The following is a 15,172-nucleotide window of genomic DNA, read 5'->3' on the forward strand; positions in this document are numbered from 1 at the left end:
AACGCAGCATTCTACACTACATCTCCGCTACCTGGAAATGGACTTAGCGCCAGGTATAGCGTGAAGAAAGGACGTTTTCTGTTTTAAGACGTAAAAATGATAAAGCCCGATGAATCACCGGGCCTCAGAAGAGAGCGTCTCGACGCGAAGCTGGTCTGGCGCCAGCCCAACGCTGAGAATGACAGGCTGCCACTCCTCGCGCGCGGCAAGCGTCGGGGAGAGGCCTTTGGCAAGCCAGAATCCCCCCAGACCACCTAATGCGGCACCGCACATGGCGGCTCCATCGGTGCCAAACAGCATCTGGAAAACGCCGCCCATAATAAACAGCCCGATCAGCGGAGAGAGATAGACCAGCATGGCGGAGCTGAGCAGACTGCCTTCCGCGATGCCCAGTTCAACCTTCTGCCCGGCCATCAGCGGCTGTTCGCTTGGCACAGAAATCGTGTGCGATGTTTGCGGCCCGAGCTTATTCAGCACGCGGCTGCCGCAACCGGCTCGGGATGCGCAGCTATTGCATGAGGCTTTTACATCGCAACTCACCAGCGCAATGCCGTTTTGCCACGAGACTACCGTCGCCCACTCTTTGATCATTGTGCGGCCCTGAATTTAATGCTGTCGGAGATGCGCTTCGCCGTTTGCGGAGGAAGTTCACCCACAATGGTGATCTCTGCGTTATCGCGTACCGTTGTGCTCACCGTACGGCGCCCGGTACGCAGCATTTGTTCGGCGCTGTTTGCCGTTGCGCGATTGATATTCACCGAGAAGCTGAACAAACCATCGGAATAGAGGCGAGATTCCACTGGCGTTTCAATCGTTGGCAACTGACGACGGCTGCTGGACACTTCGCTAAACCCTTGTGGGATCCAGGCAGGTACCCAGTTGAAATTAACGGAATCGCCTGCCGGAACGGAAAGCAGCGGCGGCAGGCTGGCCTTAGCCAGATTCTGCATGCTGTTGCCAACCTGATTGTTCACGCTGAAGGAGATAACGCGGAACTGTTCCAGCGTTTCACCGTCACGGTCAAGCAGATCTACACGCATGGGGAGTTTGGTTTCCGCGTCGATCCAGACAATATAGCTGTAGCGCGTTCCATCCCGGGCGACAACGCGGATCACCTCACACAGTCTGTCCGCAATACGCGTACGCCCTACCGAGATAAAATCGTAGTAAGGGGCCAGCCGTTTGAAGTCGGTGTAAATGAGTGACGGCAGAGAATCAACGATATAGTCGCCATTCAGCGTGAAAGGCTCCAGGCCGGGCTCGAAATAGCTGATTTCGTTACCACGCTGGACAACTTCCCGACGCGGACCATCCATCTGTAAAAGCTGGGCGAGCGGCTGATTATCAAGACGGGCATGGCGATAGCGTAACGACTCGACGCCCTGCTTATTGATGCTGATAAATGCCAACTCGTAATTGAGTGACTGGCTGGCCAGATTCATTTGCTGCAACAACGCCCCGGATGATACATCAGCCGAGGCGTTGGCAGAGAAGAACAGGCTACCCGCCATCAGAGACATGGCGAACCAAAGTTGCTTCATTACTGCGATTGCGTTCCTAAAGTTTGGTTTCCGGGCACCTGCACAGCAGCTTGCTGTGTCTGCGCCTGCTCAAACTGAAGCTGTTCAGAGTGCAGACGACGCTGCAACTCGTAATCCTGCAACATCGCATTAATGCGACGGCGCTGCTCCTGAACCTGCTGTTGCTGACCGCCGCTGGCGGAAGCATCAGCCGGTACGCCCAGGCTTACCGGGCTGGCTTTGCCCATCATCGGCAGTGTGTTAAACACTGGCGCTTCTGGCTGCTGATTAGTTTCAGACTGAGTATTATAGTGCTGGACGCCAACGATAACTGCAAGCGATACGCATGCAGCCACACCCATTTGTGTAAGCTGGCTGGCCCACGGACGCACCTTTTGCCAGAATGGCATTTTCTGCCACTGGTGAGGCGCGGGTTGAGCTTCAGGAATCAGCGGAGTGGTCTGATGAACAGGCTCATTCTCAATCGCCGCCATGACGCGGGCTGAGATATCGAAATGGAGAACCTCGCCGGTGTCACCGCGAAGGGTGTCACGGATGAGATGGTAACTCTCCCAGGTCTCTTGCATTTCGGGAGAATGAGACAGCTCGTTGAGCAGCTCACTATCCACCGTTTCACCATCCATTAAAGCGGAAAGTTTTTCTTTCTGCATGCCTAATACCTTTTCCAGTATCCCGCTATCGTCAACGCCTGATAAGCGGTTGAACTTTATTATCAATAGCTTCTCGCGCACGGAAAATTCGTGAACGTACCGTGCCGACCGGACAATCCATGATAGCGGCTATTTCTTCATAGCTCAGACCATCCAGCTCCCGTAACGTAATTGCCATGCGTAAATCTTCCGGGAGCGACTCGATCGTGCGAAAAACGATTTGTCTCAGTTCTTCTGACAACATTAAGTTCTCAGGGTTCGAAATTTCTTTCAATGCGCCGCCACTTTCGAAGTTTTCGGCGTCGATTGCGTCCACATCACTAGAAGGCGGACGACGGCCCTGAGCGACCAGATAATTCTTTGCCGTATTGACCGCAATACGGTACAGCCAGGTATAAAAAGCACTATCTCCCCGGAACGAATCCAGCGCGCGATAGGCCTTAATAAAAGACTCTTGCACCACATCAGGCACATCGCCTGACGGTACATAGCGGGAAACCAGGCTCGCCACCTTATGCTGGTAGCGCACCACCAGTAAGTTAAAGGCTTTCTGATCTCCCTTCTGGACCCGTTCAACCAGGACCTGGTCCGTTAACTGCTCGCTCATCCGAGGTAATGTCTCCCCAAACCTAAATTCCACGCGTTATCGAAACGCCACTCTAAAAATACCGCACTTTGAGCAAGCACCGAATTAGAGTGTCTGATCTTCAATAAGTTCCGTAACGCCTTTGTTTTTGTTCATCGCGCCGCAGACTGTTCATTTTCTCTCATTATAAGTCTGTTCACGATACGCACCACTTTCTGACAAGAAACATCTTTTTCCCGCCAGAAGAGTAACGCAACCCAGTCTTTATTTCATCACAAAATCTGACGCTAACGATCTGCTTCGCAAAATAATTTCACTCATTTACCCTCCGTTTACCTCTGCTTACGCGTTTAGTCATTGCAACAGCCATAAAAAAAAACGTGCGATAAATCGCATTCAGGTGCTATTCTGGCCTAACACTGTTTAGTAAATTAAACAACAATCATGAACACAACACCTGAACTCCATTGTGATGTACTGATCATCGGCAGCGGCGCTGCCGGTCTCTCTCTGGCGCTACGCCTGGCCGAGCATCAAAACGTTATCGTTCTGAGTAAAGGGCCGATAAGCGAGGGTTCCACGTTTTATGCCCAGGGCGGGATTGCCGCCGTGTTTGATGAGACAGACAGCATTGCCTCCCACGTCGACGATACGCTGATTGCCGGGGCCGGGATCGTGGATGCGCATGCCGCAGAGTTTGTCGCCAGCAATGCCCGCCATTGCGTGCAGTGGCTCATCGACCAGGGCGTCTTATTCGATACGCAGGTTCAACCCAATGGTGAAGAGAGCTACCACCTGACGCGTGAAGGCGGCCATAGCCACCGCCGCATCCTGCACGCAGCGGATGCCACCGGGAAAGAAGTGGAGACCACGCTGGTCGGCAAGGCGCTGAGCCATCCTAATATTCGAGTGCTTGAACGAAGTAACGCCGTTGACCTGATTATCTCCGACAAGATTGGCCTGCCGGGCACGCGTCGCGTGGTGGGCGCCTGGGTCTGGAACCGCAATAAAGAGAAGGTGGAAACTTGCCAGGCGAAAGCTGTAGTGCTGGCCACGGGTGGTGCCTCTAAAGTGTATCAGTACACCACGAACCCGGACATTGCCTCCGGAGACGGTATCGCGATGGCCTGGCGCGCCGGCTGCCGGGTGGCGAACCTTGAGTTCAATCAGTTTCACCCAACCGCCCTGTTCCATCCTCAGGCGCGCAACTTCCTGCTGACGGAAGCCCTGCGCGGCGAAGGCGCCTATCTGAAACGCCCTGACGGCACCCGCTTTATGCCCGACTTTGACGCCCGTGGCGAACTGGCCCCGCGCGATATCGTTGCCCGCGCCATCGACCATGAAATGAAGCGTCTTGGCGTGGATTGCATGTATCTTGATATCAGCCACAAGCCTGCAGAGTTTATTCGCCAGCACTTCCCGATGATTTACGAAAAGCTGCTCAACCTTGGCATCGATTTAACGCGCGATCCGGTGCCGATTGTGCCAGCCGCCCACTATACCTGCGGTGGGGTGATGGTTGACGATCATGGGCGTACCGATGTCGATGGCCTGTATGCTATCGGTGAGGTCAGCTATACCGGGCTTCACGGCGCGAACCGTATGGCGTCTAACTCGCTGCTTGAGTGCCTGGTCTACGGCTGGTCGGCCGCAGAAGACATCACCAAACGCATGCCCTACGCCCGCGAGACAGAGCGCCTGCCTGCCTGGGATGAAAGCCGCGTGGAAAATCCGGACGAGCTGGTCGTGATCCAGCATAACTGGCATGAGCTACGGCTGTTCATGTGGGATTACGTCGGGATTGTGCGCACCACGAAACGTCTTGAGCGCGCGCTGCGCCGCATCACCATGCTGCAGCAGGAAATTGATGAGTATTATGCCAATTTCCGCGTGTCGAATAATCTGCTGGAGCTGCGCAATCTGGTGCAGGTTGCCGAGCTGATCGTTCGCTGCGCGATGATGCGTAAAGAGAGCCGCGGGTTGCACTATACGCTGGACTATCCGGATCAGCTTGCGGAATCCGGCCCGTCGATCCTCGCCCCGCAGGTTTACATAAACAGATAAAACGCCTGGGTCAGGGCAGTGTAATCTTCGGAATAACGCTGGTCTGGCCCACGGATCACCATTCGATCGTTAAAGCATTCACCCTCTTTCGGCGAGAGCGCCAGCAGCACGCGGTGTGGCAGTCGGCCTTCCGTATCCGAAATATCGGTACGCAGACGTAACGTCCAGCCAATCTCCTGCGCGATACCGATGAACGTGTTGCCGGTACTCTCTGGCAGGACCACGCAGAAAAAGCCTTCTTCGGAGATGAGTTCGGCCGCACTGGTGAGCAGCGCTTTATGATCGAGGGAACGGGTATAACGCGCCTGTTCGCGCTCGGGTGTCCCGCACTCAACGCCGGGCGCATAGTAGGGAGGGTTGCTGACGATCAGGTCGTAACGCGCGGTTTGTTCAGGCGCCCAGGCGAGCACATCGGCGCAGTCCACTTTCATGCGGGCAGCCCAGGGGGATTCGGCCACATTTTCACTTGCTTGCTCTGCCGCCTGCGCATCCAGTTCGACGGCATCGATGGTGACATGTTCTTCCGTGCGCTGCGCCAGCATTAACGCCACCAGCCCGCTGCCGGTACCGATATCAAGAATACGCTTAACCCCTGCGACAGGCGCCCACGCGCCCAGTAAAATACCGTCCGTACCGACCTTCATGGCACAGCGATCGTGAGCGACAAAAAATTGTTTAAACGTAAAACCATCGCGGCGCAGCTGCGCTTTGAGTTGAGACATGTCGGAGCAACCTTCTAAGTGAAACTGGAGTAGCATAGGGGAAAGCGAAGTGGCCGAAAAGCGATATCCATACAAACAGATGAAGATTACAGCCGTAACGTCTATAATCAGCGCCCCACACAGAGGTAGAACATGACTGTAACGACTTTTTCCGAACTTGAACTCGATGAAAGCCTGCTCAATGCACTTGAGAGCAAAGGCTTTACACGCCCGACCGCCATTCAGGCAGCGGCCATTCCGCCTGCGCTTGAGGGCCGCGATGTGCTCGGTTCTGCGCCAACCGGCACGGGGAAGACAGCAGCCTATTTGCTGCCTGTGTTGCAGCATCTGCTCGATTTTCCACGTAAAAAATCTGGCCCGCCGCGTATTTTAATCCTGACGCCGACGCGCGAACTGGCCATGCAGGTGGCCGATCACGCGCGTGAACTCGCGGCAAATACCCATCTGGATATCGCGACCATCACCGGCGGCGTTGCGTATATGAACCACGCCGAAGTGTTCAGCGAAAACCAGGACATCGTCGTTGCGACGACGGGCCGCCTGCTGCAGTACATTAAAGAAGAGAACTTCGACTGCCGTGCGGTTGAAACGCTGATCCTCGACGAAGCCGACCGTATGCTGGACATGGGCTTCGCACAGGATATCGAGCATATTGCGGGTGAAACGCGCTGGCGTAACCAGACGATGCTGTTCTCTGCCACCCTCGAAGGGGAAGCGATTAAAGACTTCGCAGAGCGTCTGCTGGAAGATCCGGTGGAAGTGTCAGCGACGCCGTCCACCCGTGAGCGTAAGAAGATCCACCAGTGGTACTACCGCGCGGACAACCTTGAGCACAAGGTCGAATTGCTCAAACACCTGCTGAAGCAGGAAGATGCGCTGCGCACAATCGTGTTTGTCCGTAAGCGCGAGCGCGTGCACGAGCTGGCAGAAATGCTGCGTAACGCCGGGATCAACAACTGCTATCTTGAAGGCGAGATGGCGCAGATCAAGCGTACCGAAGGCATTAAGCGCCTGACCGATGGCCGCGTTAACGTGCTGGTTGCCACAGACGTTGCCGCTCGCGGGATCGACATCCCTGACGTCAGCCACGTCATTAACTTCGATATGCCGCGCAGCGGCGATACCTATCTGCACCGTATTGGCCGTACCGGCCGCGCGGGCCGCAAAGGGATTGCGATTTCACTGGTCGAAGCGCATGACTACCTGCTGCTGCAGAAAATTGGCCGCTATGTTGACGAGCCGCTGAAAGCGCGCGTTATTGATGGCCTGCGCCCAACCACGCGTGCGCCGAGTGAAAAAATGACGGGTAAACCGTCCAAGAAAGCGCTCGCGAAACGTGCTGAGAGAAAAGAGAAAGAAAAAGAGAAACCGCGCGTGAAGCAGCGCCACCGCGATACCAAAAATATTGGTAAGCGCCGTAAGCCAAGCTCTGCTGCACCAGAGACAAAAACGGAAGAGTAAAAAAAAGCCGGGGAAATCCCCGGCTTTTTTATTCCCCCCGTAGCTGAAGCCTTACAGGCTTTCAGTAAAGGTACGCGCGATAACGTCGCGCTGCTGTTCTGGGGTCAGAGAGTTGAAGCGTACCGCATAGCCGGACACGCGAATGGTCAGCTGTGGGTATTTTTCTGGGTGCTCAACCGCGTCCATCAGCGTTTCGCGACGCAGTACGTTTACGTTCAGGTGCTGACCACCTTCCACGCGCACTTCCGGTTTCACTTCCATTGGAATTTCACGGTATTCGATTTCGCCCAGTTTGCTCACCGGCACGATTTCATCTTCAGCAAAACCCGCTTTCGCGACGACACAGCGCGCTTCGTTTTTCTCGCTGTCCAGCAGCCAGAAAGAGTTGAGCAGATCGTCATTTGCAGCTTTAGTAATCTGGATACCTGTAATCATGTGTTGCCTCCCTTAGGCTACATTAACTGATGTCGGCCTCTCGCGGCCAATTGGTAAAACCATTGTTTCTTGTGTGTATATATATCATTCACACCCCGGTGATTTATTGATTTAAATCAACAAAAACACCAACCACATAAAGAGTGTGGTTTGAATTTATTGCTTTAGATCAATTTCACGACCTTACCAATTCAATTCAACCTGCATATTTTCAACATAAATTTAGCCACTTAGCGCGTATTCAGTGTGCTATTTTGCTCACCGGGCTTTAACAGGTAAGCTAGTCAGAGATTGAAATTCGCAGGAGAGCGAGATGACGACACCTTTAACCTGGCATGACGTGCTGGCAGAAGAAAAGCAGCAGCCCTATTTTATCAATACGCTCAGCACCGTTGCGGCTGAGCGCCAGTCCGGACAGACGATTTACCCACCGCAGAAAGATGTGTTCAACGCCTTTCGCTACACCGAACTGAGCGATGTGAAAGTGGTCATTCTGGGCCAGGATCCCTATCACGGCCCGGGTCAGGCGCATGGGCTGGCGTTTTCCGTACGTCCCGGCGTGGCGATCCCCCCTTCTCTGCTCAACATGTATAAAGAGCTTGAGGGAACCGTGCCCGGGTTTACCCGACCAAACCATGGCTACCTGGAAAGCTGGGCGCGTCAGGGCGTGTTGTTATTGAACACGGTACTCACCGTTCGGGCCGGCCAGGCGCACTCGCACGCCAGCCTGGGCTGGGAGACGTTCACCGATAAAGTCATCAGCCTGATCAACGAACACCGTGAAGGGGTCGTGTTTTTACTCTGGGGATCGCACGCGCAGAAGAAAGGGGCGATTATTGACCGTCAGCGTCATCACGTGTTGAAAGCGCCGCACCCGTCACCGCTGTCTGCACATCGCGGTTTCTTTGGCAGTAATCATTTTGTTCTGGCGAACGAATGGCTGGAAAAACGTGGCGAAACGCCCATTGACTGGATGCCTGTGTTACCGGCAGAGAGCGAATAGTATTTGAATGTGCCGGGTCTGACCCGGCACATGAAGAGGCTTATGCCTTATTCTGACGCCACCATTCGGCCAGCAGTACACCGGTCGCAACGGATACGTTCAGACTTTCCACATTGCCTGTCCCATCAATAGAGACACTCAGATCCGCACTGGAGAGCGCCGCATCAGACAGACCATCGCGTTCCTGACCCAGCACCAGCACCATTTTGCGTGGCAGCGTCGCTTTAAACAGCGGCGTACCGGCATGGCTCGAGGTGGTCACGATGGAATAACCCGCTTTACGGAACTGCTCAAGGGCATCCAGCACGCTGTCGCCGGTGATCGGCTGTACGTGTTCAGCTCCGCCTTCCGCAGTACGGATCGCGGCACCGGATTCCAGCAGCGCGGCATCCTGCAACAGCACGCCTTTCACGCCAAAGTGCGCGCAGCTACGCATCATTGCGCCCAGGTTATGCGGGTTGCCCACGTCTTCCAGCGCCAGTACGCAGTCATCGGCATCCGCCTGACTGACCCACTGCTGAACGGTCGTACCGTTACGTTTTTTGATCAGGAAGCAGACGCCGCCGTGGTGTTCAGTACCGGATGCTTTGGTCAGCTCGGCATCATCAACCACGTGGTAGGCTTTGCGGTTTGCCGCCATCCAGCGCAGCGCTTCTTTAAAGCGCGGGGTTACGCTCTGAATAAACCAGGCGCGGACGATACATTCAGGACGGCTCTGGAACAGCGCCTGGCAGGCGTTTTCACCATACACGCGAGTCTCTTCCGCACGCTGACGGCGCAGCACTTCCGGGTCGATAAAGCTTTTACCGCTAATACCGCCGTGATCGGCCTTTTCTGGCGTTTCGTCGCCAGGGGCACGAGAAACGGTGCGCCACGGGGAGGCGTTATCACGTGAGAAGTCATCCCGTGGACGGTCATCGCGTTTGCGATCGTCACGCTTGCGGTCATCACGTTTGCGGTCATCACCGCGGTTGTTTCTGTCATCGCGGGCGGGGCGACGGCCACCGTCTGCACGAGAAGACGCCGGACGCCCGCCACCTTTTCCGGTACGCGGATTTTGGGTGCGTTTATCAGAGTCATCATCACTGCGGACATACATCACTTTGACCTTGCCGCTTTTATTTTTCATTTCGTCGTTCATGCTTTTCTCCACCAGCGCTGCGCGAAGCGCGCAGATTACCCGATGTGCCAGCGCATAGCCATAATTTCGTACAAAAGCCTGTGACTATTGTTCTCATTGAATAAAACGCATTGTTGTTTCAAACAGGCTCATTGATAATATGTAACATATTAGAAACATTATCGGCATTTTGCCGCTGTCCCACGGCTCTATCAGAGGTTAGTTATGAATACCGTATGTGCCAACTGTCAGGCTCTTAACCGCATTCCGGACGATCGGATTGAAGATGGTGCGAAATGCGGACGCTGCGGCCATGAATTGTTTGATGGCGAGGTCATTAACGCGACGGGTGCTACGCTGGACAAACTCCTCAAGGACGATCTTCCTGTTGTGGTTGATTTCTGGGCGCCCTGGTGCGGCCCATGCCGTAGCTTCGCGCCGATCTTCGAAGACGTGGCCGAAGAGCGCAGCGGAAAAATACGTTTCGTTAAGGTCAATACTGAAGCTGAACCTGAACTGAGCGCCCGTTTTCGTATTCGCAGCATCCCGACCATTATGATTTTCAAAAATGGTGAAGTGCTCGATATGCTCAACGGTGCGGTGCCTAAAGCGCCTTTTGAAAGCTGGTTAAACGAGTCGCTGTAACATTCTCGGGGCACATCTTGTGCCCCGTTCTCGCCTCTGCGAAAATAGGGTTTTTCCTGCATTTCGCCCATGACTGATAACGCTGTTCTTCAATTACGCGCCGAACGCCTTGCGCGCGCTACCCGACCGTTTCTCGCGCGCGGAAACCGTATTCGCCGCTGTCAGCGCTGCCTGCTGCCGCTGAAGGTTTGCCTGTGCGAGACGCTGGCGCCGAGTACGGCCCAGAGCCGTTTTTGTCTGGTCATGTTTGATACCGAGCCGATGAAGCCCAGCAATACAGGTCGCCTCATTGCCGATATTCTGCCGGATACCGCGGCATTTCAGTGGTCCCGTACTGAGCCCCCTCAGGCGCTGCTCGACTTAGTGGCAAGCCCGGACTATCAGCCGATGGTCGTTTTCCCTGCGTCATATGCAGGTGTCGATCGCCAGGTGCTTTCGACGCCGCCATCCGGTAAACCGCCGTTGTTTATTATGCTGGACGGCACCTGGACCGAAGCGCGAAAAATGTTTCGTAAAAGCCCGTATCTCGACGCACTGCCGGTGATTTCTGTCGATCTGTCCCGCGTCTCCGCCTATCGCCTGCGTGAAGCGCATGCTGACGGGCAATACTGCACCGCCGAAGTGGCCATTGCGCTTCTGGACCTGGCGGGTGATACCGCTGCGGCTCACGCCCTGGGCAACCATTTCTCCTGTTTCCGGGAACGCTATCTGGCGGGAAAAACCGTTCATAAGGGCAGCGTCACAGCAGCCGAGACGGAAAGCGTTTAAAATCATCAGGTCGCTTGCATTCACAGGAGGCCTGCATGAGCCAGCGAGGGTTAGAAGCGCTACTTCGTCCTAAATCCATTGCCGTCATCGGCGCATCAATGAAACCGGATCGTGCTGGCTATCTGATGATGCGCAACCTGCTGGCCGGAGGATTTAATGGCCCCGTCATGCCCGTCACACCGGCGTATAAGGCGGTTCAGGGAGTGCTTGCATGGCCGGATGTACAGAGCCTGCCTTTCGTACCGGATCTGGCCGTACTGTGTACAAACGCAAAACGTAATCCGGAACTGCTGGAATCGCTCGGCAAGAAAGGCTGTAAAACCTGCATTATTCTCTCGTCTCCGCCTGAACAGAAAGCCGAGCTTCTGGCCTGCGCCAGCCGCTATCAAATGCGCATTCTTGGGCCAAACAGTCTGGGCCTGCTCGCCCCCTGGCAGGGGCTGAATGCCAGCTTCTCTCCGGTTCCAATCCGCAAAGGCAAGCTCGCGTTTATCTCGCAGTCGGCTGCAGTATCGAACACCATTCTCGACTGGGCGCAGCAGCGTGAAATGGGATTCTCCTACTTCATTGCGCTCGGCGACAGTCTGGATATCGACGTCGATGAGCTACTGGATTTTCTGGCGCGCGACGGCAAAACCAGTGCGATCCTGCTTTATCTTGAGCACCTCAGCGACGCGCGTCGTTTTGTCTCGGCGTCACGAAGCGCGTCGCGCAATAAGCCGATCCTGGTGATCAAAAGCGGACGCAGCCCTGCGGCACAGCGTCTGCTGCATTCGCATTCCGGCATGGATCCCGCCTGGGACGCCGCCATTCAGCGCGCGGGTTTGCTGCGGGTACAGGATACGCACGAGCTTTTTTCCGCCGTTGAGACGTTAAGCCATATGCGCCCGTTGCGCGGCGAGAAGTTAATGATTGTCAGTAACGGCGCCGCCCCTGCCGCACTCGCCCTTGATGAGCTGTGGCGGCGCTTCGGCAAGCTGGCCACGCTGAGTGAAGAGACGCTGCAGCGCCTGAAAGACGCGCTTCCGACCAGCGTGACGCCCGGCAATCCGCTTGATTTGCGCGATGATGCCAGCAGTGACCGCTATATCAAGGCCATTTCCATTTTGCTGGATAGCCAGGATTTCGATGCGCTGATGATTATCCACTCCCCCAGCGCGGTCGCGCCGGGCAGCGAAAGCGCGCGCGCGCTCATTGACGCCGTGCACAACCATCCGCGAGGCAAATATGTCACCCTGCTGACCAACTGGTGCGGTGAGTTTTCTTCGCAGGAGGCTCGGCGCCTGTTCAGCGAAGCCGGACTGCCAACCTACCGCACGCCGGAAGGCACCATTACCGCGTTTATGCACATGGTGGAATATCGCCGCAACCAGAAACAGCTCCGCGAGACGCCGGCGTTGCCCGGTAATCTGACGGCCAATACCGTCGACGTTCACCGGCTGTTGCAGCAGGCAATCGAAGAAGGCGCGACATCGCTGGATACGCATGAAGTCCAGCCCATTCTGGGCAGCTACGGGATGCAGACCCTGCCGACCTGGATCGCCAGCGACAGCGCTGAGGCCGTGCATATTGCCGAGCAGATTGGCTATCCGGTTGCCCTGAAGCTGCGCTCCCCGGATATTCCGCATAAGTCTGACGTTCAGGGGGTGATGCTCTACCTGCGTACGGCGACTGAGGTGCAGCAGGCCGCAGATGCCATTTTTGACCGGGTCAAAATGGCGTGGCCACAGGCAAGGATCCACGGCTTGCTGGTGCAAAGCATGGCTAACCGCGCAGGCGCTCAGGAGTTACGGGTGGTGGTCGAACACGATCCCGTCTTCGGCCCGCTCATCATGCTGGGGGAAGGCGGCGTGGAGTGGCGCCCGGAGGAACAGGCCGTGGTGGCGTTACCGCCACTGAACATGAACCTGGCACGTTATCTGATTATCCAGGCGATCAAAAGCAAAAAGATCCGCGGCCGGAGCGCGCTGCGTCCGCTTGATATTGCCGGGCTAAGTCAGTTCCTGGTGCAGGTGTCTAACCTGATTGTGGATTGTGCCGAGATCCAGCGGCTGGACATTCATCCGCTGCTTGCCTCCGGCAATGAGTTTACGGCGCTGGACGTGACCCTGGATATCGCGCCATTCGAAGGAGACAGAGAGAGTCGTCTTGCGATCCGCCCGTATCCCCTGCAGTTGGAAGAGTGGGTTGAGATGAAAAATGGGGAACGCGCCTTGTTCCGCCCTATTCTGCCGGAAGATGAGCCCCAGCTGCGGGCCTTTATCTCTCAGGTCACGAAAGAGGATCTTTATTATCGCTATTTTAGCGAAATCAACGAATTTACCCACGATGATTTAGCCAATATGACCCAGATCGACTACGATCGAGAAATGGCGTTTGTTGCCGTTCGTCGCGCCGATAAGGGTGATGAGATCCTCGGCGTCACGCGTGCGATTTCTGACCCGGATAACGTCGATGCGGAGTTTGCCGTGCTGGTACGCTCCGATCTTAAAGGTCTGGGCCTGGGAAGACGACTGCTGGAAAAACTCATCAGTTATACGCGAGATCACGGATTGTTACGCCTTAATGGCATTACTATGCCTAACAATCGCGGTATGGTGACCCTGGCGCGAAAACTTGGTTTTGACGTTGATATTCAGCTGGACGAAGGTATTGTTGCCTTGTCCCTCAGTCTGTCATCAGCAGACAAACGCGAGTAAGCTACTGGAAATGTTACCCACTTTGGACGGGACTGGTGGTATCATTGTCCGCTTATGTTGTTTGCATAGTACAGACAACCCTTCAATGAACAGAGAAGAAACGCACTGTGATGTTGTCAAAATTTAAGCGTAATAAACATCAACAACACCTTGCTCAACTACCGAAGATTTCTCAGTCAGTTGATGATGTAGAGTTCTTTTACGCTCCCGCTCATTTTCGGGAGACGCTTCTGGAAAAGATTGCCAGCGCCACGCGACGCATTTGCATTGTGGCACTGTATCTTGAACAGGATGAAGGCGGGCGCGCGATCCTGAACGCGCTCTATGAAGCCAAACGTCAGCGTCCGGAACTGGATGTACGCGTGCTGGTAGACTGGCATCGCGCCCAGCGTGGCCGTATTGGCGCTGCCGCGTCAAACACCAATGCTGACTGGTATTGCCGCACAGCGCAGGAAAATCCTGGCGTTGACGTGCCTGTTTATGGCGTCCCGGTGAATACCCGTGAAGCACTCGGCGTTCTTCATTTCAAGGGGTTCATTATTGATGACAGCGTGCTTTACAGCGGCGCCAGTCTCAATGATGTCTACCTTCATCAGCTCGATAAATATCGCTACGACCGCTACCATCTGATCCGTAATCCGCAGATGGCCGATATCATGTTCAACTGGGTTGATAAAAATCTGGTTCATGGCCGTGGTGTTAATCGTCTTGACGATCCCGAGCGCCCTAAAAGCCCGGAAATCAAAAATGATGTTCGCGCCTTCCGCCAGGAGCTGCGCGATGCGGTCTATCATTTCCAGGGCGATGCGAACAACGAAGAGTTATCCGTTACCCCGCTGGTAGGGCTCGGCAAATCAAGCCTGCTGAACAAAACGATTTTCCATCTGATGCCGTGCGCGGAGCAGAAACTCACTATCTGCACGCCGTATTTCAACCTTCCTGCCGTGCTGGTGCGTAATATCATTCAGCTGCTGCGCGAGGGTAAAAAAGTGGAAATCATCGTGGGTGATAAAACGGCAAACGACTTCTTTATTCCTGAAGATCAGCCGTTCAAAATCATCGGTGCATTGCCTTATCTCTATGAGATTAACCTTCGCCGTTTCCTGAGCCGCTTACAGTATTACGTCAACACTGACCAGCTGGTTGTGCGTCTCTGGAAAGATGAAGACAATAGCTACCATCTGAAAGGCATGTGGGTCGACGATGAGTGGATGCTGCTGACCGGTAACAACCTGAACCCGCGCGCGTGGCGACTGGATCTGGAAAACGCTATCCTGATCCATGACCCGCAACATGAGTTAGCCGCCCAACGTGAGCGCGAGCTGGAGCTGATTCGCACCCATACAACCGTGGTGAATCACTACCGCGAACTGCAGAGCATTGCTGATTATCCGGTGAAAGTTCGCAAGCTTATTCGCCGCTTACGTCGTATCCGTATTGACCGACTTATCAGCCGTATTCTGTAATGTCCAGGCCCT

The 15,172-nt window shown here is 55.0% G+C and carries 14 protein-coding genes; 7 read left to right on the forward strand and 7 right to left on the reverse strand.

Going from position 1 to position 15,172, the window contains the following annotated elements; translation table 11 throughout:
- Nucleotides 1-114 precede the first annotated feature (114 nt).
- The 4 genes from rseC to rpoE are packed head-to-tail and all read right to left on the reverse strand — an operon-like array spanning nucleotide 115 to nucleotide 2,798.
- A complete protein-coding gene (gene rseC, locus ABFV38_RS16560; protein ID WP_032653064.1) occupies nucleotides 115-591 on the reverse strand; it encodes a SoxR-reducing system protein RseC in 477 nt (158 codons plus the stop codon).
- Entirely contained in the window at nucleotides 588-1,541 is a 954-nt protein-coding gene (gene rseB / locus ABFV38_RS16565; protein WP_023308851.1) for a sigma-E factor regulatory protein RseB, read from the reverse strand. The genes rseC and rseB overlap by 4 nt, the downstream gene beginning before the upstream one ends.
- The gene (gene rseA / locus ABFV38_RS16570) at nucleotides 1,541-2,191 is read right to left on the reverse strand and encodes an anti-sigma-E factor RseA (RefSeq protein WP_008502186.1); all 651 of its coding nucleotides are present in this window, start codon (nucleotides 2,189-2,191) and stop codon (nucleotides 1,541-1,543) included. The genes rseB and rseA overlap by 1 nt, the downstream gene beginning before the upstream one ends.
- Nucleotides 2,192-2,222: 31 nt before the next feature.
- On the reverse strand, nucleotides 2,223-2,798 hold the full coding sequence (gene rpoE / locus ABFV38_RS16575) for an RNA polymerase sigma factor RpoE (RefSeq protein ID WP_006176728.1): 576 nt from the start codon (nucleotides 2,796-2,798) through the stop codon (nucleotides 2,223-2,225).
- A gap of 423 nt (nucleotides 2,799-3,221) precedes the next feature.
- Here rpoE and nadB point away from each other — a divergent pair, with 423 nt between their 5' ends.
- The gene (gene nadB, locus ABFV38_RS16580; protein ID WP_025912839.1) at nucleotides 3,222-4,841 is read left to right on the forward strand and encodes an L-aspartate oxidase; all 1,620 of its coding nucleotides are present in this window, start codon (nucleotides 3,222-3,224) and stop codon (nucleotides 4,839-4,841) included.
- Here the strand turns inward: nadB and ABFV38_RS16585 are convergent.
- Nucleotides 4,826-5,563, reverse strand: coding sequence for a tRNA1(Val) (adenine(37)-N6)-methyltransferase (locus ABFV38_RS16585; protein ID WP_045908530.1), 738 nt, complete (start codon nucleotides 5,561-5,563; stop codon nucleotides 4,826-4,828). The two genes, nadB and ABFV38_RS16585, sit on opposite strands and share 16 nt — an antisense overlap.
- Nucleotides 5,564-5,695: 132 nt before the next feature.
- Here ABFV38_RS16585 and srmB point away from each other — a divergent pair, with 132 nt between their 5' ends.
- Nucleotides 5,696-7,024: an ATP-dependent RNA helicase SrmB gene (gene srmB, locus ABFV38_RS16590; protein WP_023344704.1), complete on the forward strand. Its 1,329-nt coding sequence runs from the start codon at nucleotides 5,696-5,698 to the stop codon at nucleotides 7,022-7,024.
- A 51-nt stretch (nucleotides 7,025-7,075) separates the two neighbouring features.
- Here srmB and grcA read toward each other — a convergent pair whose 3' ends face one another.
- Nucleotides 7,076-7,459: an autonomous glycyl radical cofactor GrcA gene (grcA, locus tag ABFV38_RS16595; RefSeq protein WP_008502190.1), complete on the reverse strand. Its 384-nt coding sequence runs from the start codon at nucleotides 7,457-7,459 to the stop codon at nucleotides 7,076-7,078.
- Nucleotides 7,460-7,772: 313 nt separating this feature from the next.
- Between grcA and ung the strand changes: the two genes are divergently transcribed.
- Nucleotides 7,773-8,462 (forward strand): uracil-DNA glycosylase, encoded by a 690-nt coding sequence (gene ung, locus ABFV38_RS16600; RefSeq protein WP_023333064.1) that lies wholly within the window; start codon nucleotides 7,773-7,775, stop codon nucleotides 8,460-8,462.
- Between the two features lie 40 nt (nucleotides 8,463-8,502).
- Here the strand turns inward: ung and ABFV38_RS16605 are convergent, their stop codons facing one another.
- Complete coding sequence (locus ABFV38_RS16605) at nucleotides 8,503-9,603, reverse strand: tRNA/rRNA methyltransferase (protein ID WP_008502192.1); 1,101 nt, start codon at nucleotides 9,601-9,603, stop codon at nucleotides 8,503-8,505.
- Between the two features lie 204 nt (nucleotides 9,604-9,807).
- Between ABFV38_RS16605 and trxC the strand changes: the two genes are divergently transcribed.
- From trxC to pssA, 4 genes are all read left to right on the forward strand, one after another.
- Nucleotides 9,808-10,227, forward strand: coding sequence for a thioredoxin TrxC (gene trxC / locus ABFV38_RS16610; protein ID WP_045908528.1), 420 nt, complete (start codon nucleotides 9,808-9,810; stop codon nucleotides 10,225-10,227).
- Between the two features lie 69 nt (nucleotides 10,228-10,296).
- Entirely contained in the window at nucleotides 10,297-10,995 is a 699-nt protein-coding gene (gene tapT, locus ABFV38_RS16615; RefSeq protein WP_063622284.1) for a tRNA-uridine aminocarboxypropyltransferase, read from the forward strand.
- A gap of 35 nt (nucleotides 10,996-11,030) precedes the next feature.
- Entirely contained in the window at nucleotides 11,031-13,694 is a 2,664-nt protein-coding gene (gene pat, locus ABFV38_RS16620; RefSeq protein ID WP_348957604.1) for a protein lysine acetyltransferase, read from the forward strand.
- 110 nt (nucleotides 13,695-13,804) lie between these two features.
- The gene (gene pssA / locus ABFV38_RS16625; protein ID WP_023294337.1) at nucleotides 13,805-15,160 is read left to right on the forward strand and encodes a CDP-diacylglycerol--serine O-phosphatidyltransferase; all 1,356 of its coding nucleotides are present in this window, start codon (nucleotides 13,805-13,807) and stop codon (nucleotides 15,158-15,160) included.
- Nucleotides 15,161-15,172 lie beyond the last annotated feature (12 nt).

The organism is Enterobacter cloacae complex sp. Mu1197, from assembly GCF_040059225.1.
GTDB classification, from domain to species: domain Bacteria; phylum Pseudomonadota; class Gammaproteobacteria; order Enterobacterales; family Enterobacteriaceae; genus Enterobacter; species Enterobacter quasiroggenkampii.

Coding starts and splice junctions, on each gene's coding strand:
- nadB (WP_025912839.1), top strand. CDS start 3,222: ATGAACACAACACCTGAACTCCATTGTGATGTACTGATCATCGGCAGC.
- srmB (WP_023344704.1), top strand. CDS start 5,696: ATGACTGTAACGACTTTTTCCGAACTTGAACTCGATGAAAGCCTGCTC.
- rseB (WP_023308851.1), bottom strand. CDS start 1,541: ATGAAGCAACTTTGGTTCGCCATGTCTCTGATGGCGGGTAGCCTGTTC.
- ung (WP_023333064.1), top strand. CDS start 7,773: ATGACGACACCTTTAACCTGGCATGACGTGCTGGCAGAAGAAAAGCAG.
- rpoE (WP_006176728.1), bottom strand. CDS start 2,798: ATGAGCGAGCAGTTAACGGACCAGGTCCTGGTTGAACGGGTCCAGAAG.
- grcA (WP_008502190.1), bottom strand. CDS start 7,459: ATGATTACAGGTATCCAGATTACTAAAGCTGCAAATGACGATCTGCTC.
- trxC (WP_045908528.1), top strand. CDS start 9,808: ATGAATACCGTATGTGCCAACTGTCAGGCTCTTAACCGCATTCCGGAC.
- pat (WP_348957604.1), top strand. CDS start 11,031: ATGAGCCAGCGAGGGTTAGAAGCGCTACTTCGTCCTAAATCCATTGCC.
- tapT (WP_063622284.1), top strand. CDS start 10,297: ATGACTGATAACGCTGTTCTTCAATTACGCGCCGAACGCCTTGCGCGC.
- pssA (WP_023294337.1), top strand. CDS start 13,805: ATGTTGTCAAAATTTAAGCGTAATAAACATCAACAACACCTTGCTCAA.
- ABFV38_RS16585 (WP_045908530.1), bottom strand. CDS start 5,563: ATGTCTCAACTCAAAGCGCAGCTGCGCCGCGATGGTTTTACGTTTAAA.
- ABFV38_RS16605 (WP_008502192.1), bottom strand. CDS start 9,603: ATGAACGACGAAATGAAAAATAAAAGCGGCAAGGTCAAAGTGATGTAT.
- rseA (WP_008502186.1), bottom strand. CDS start 2,191: ATGCAGAAAGAAAAACTTTCCGCTTTAATGGATGGTGAAACGGTGGAT.
- rseC (WP_032653064.1), bottom strand. CDS start 591: ATGATCAAAGAGTGGGCGACGGTAGTCTCGTGGCAAAACGGCATTGCG.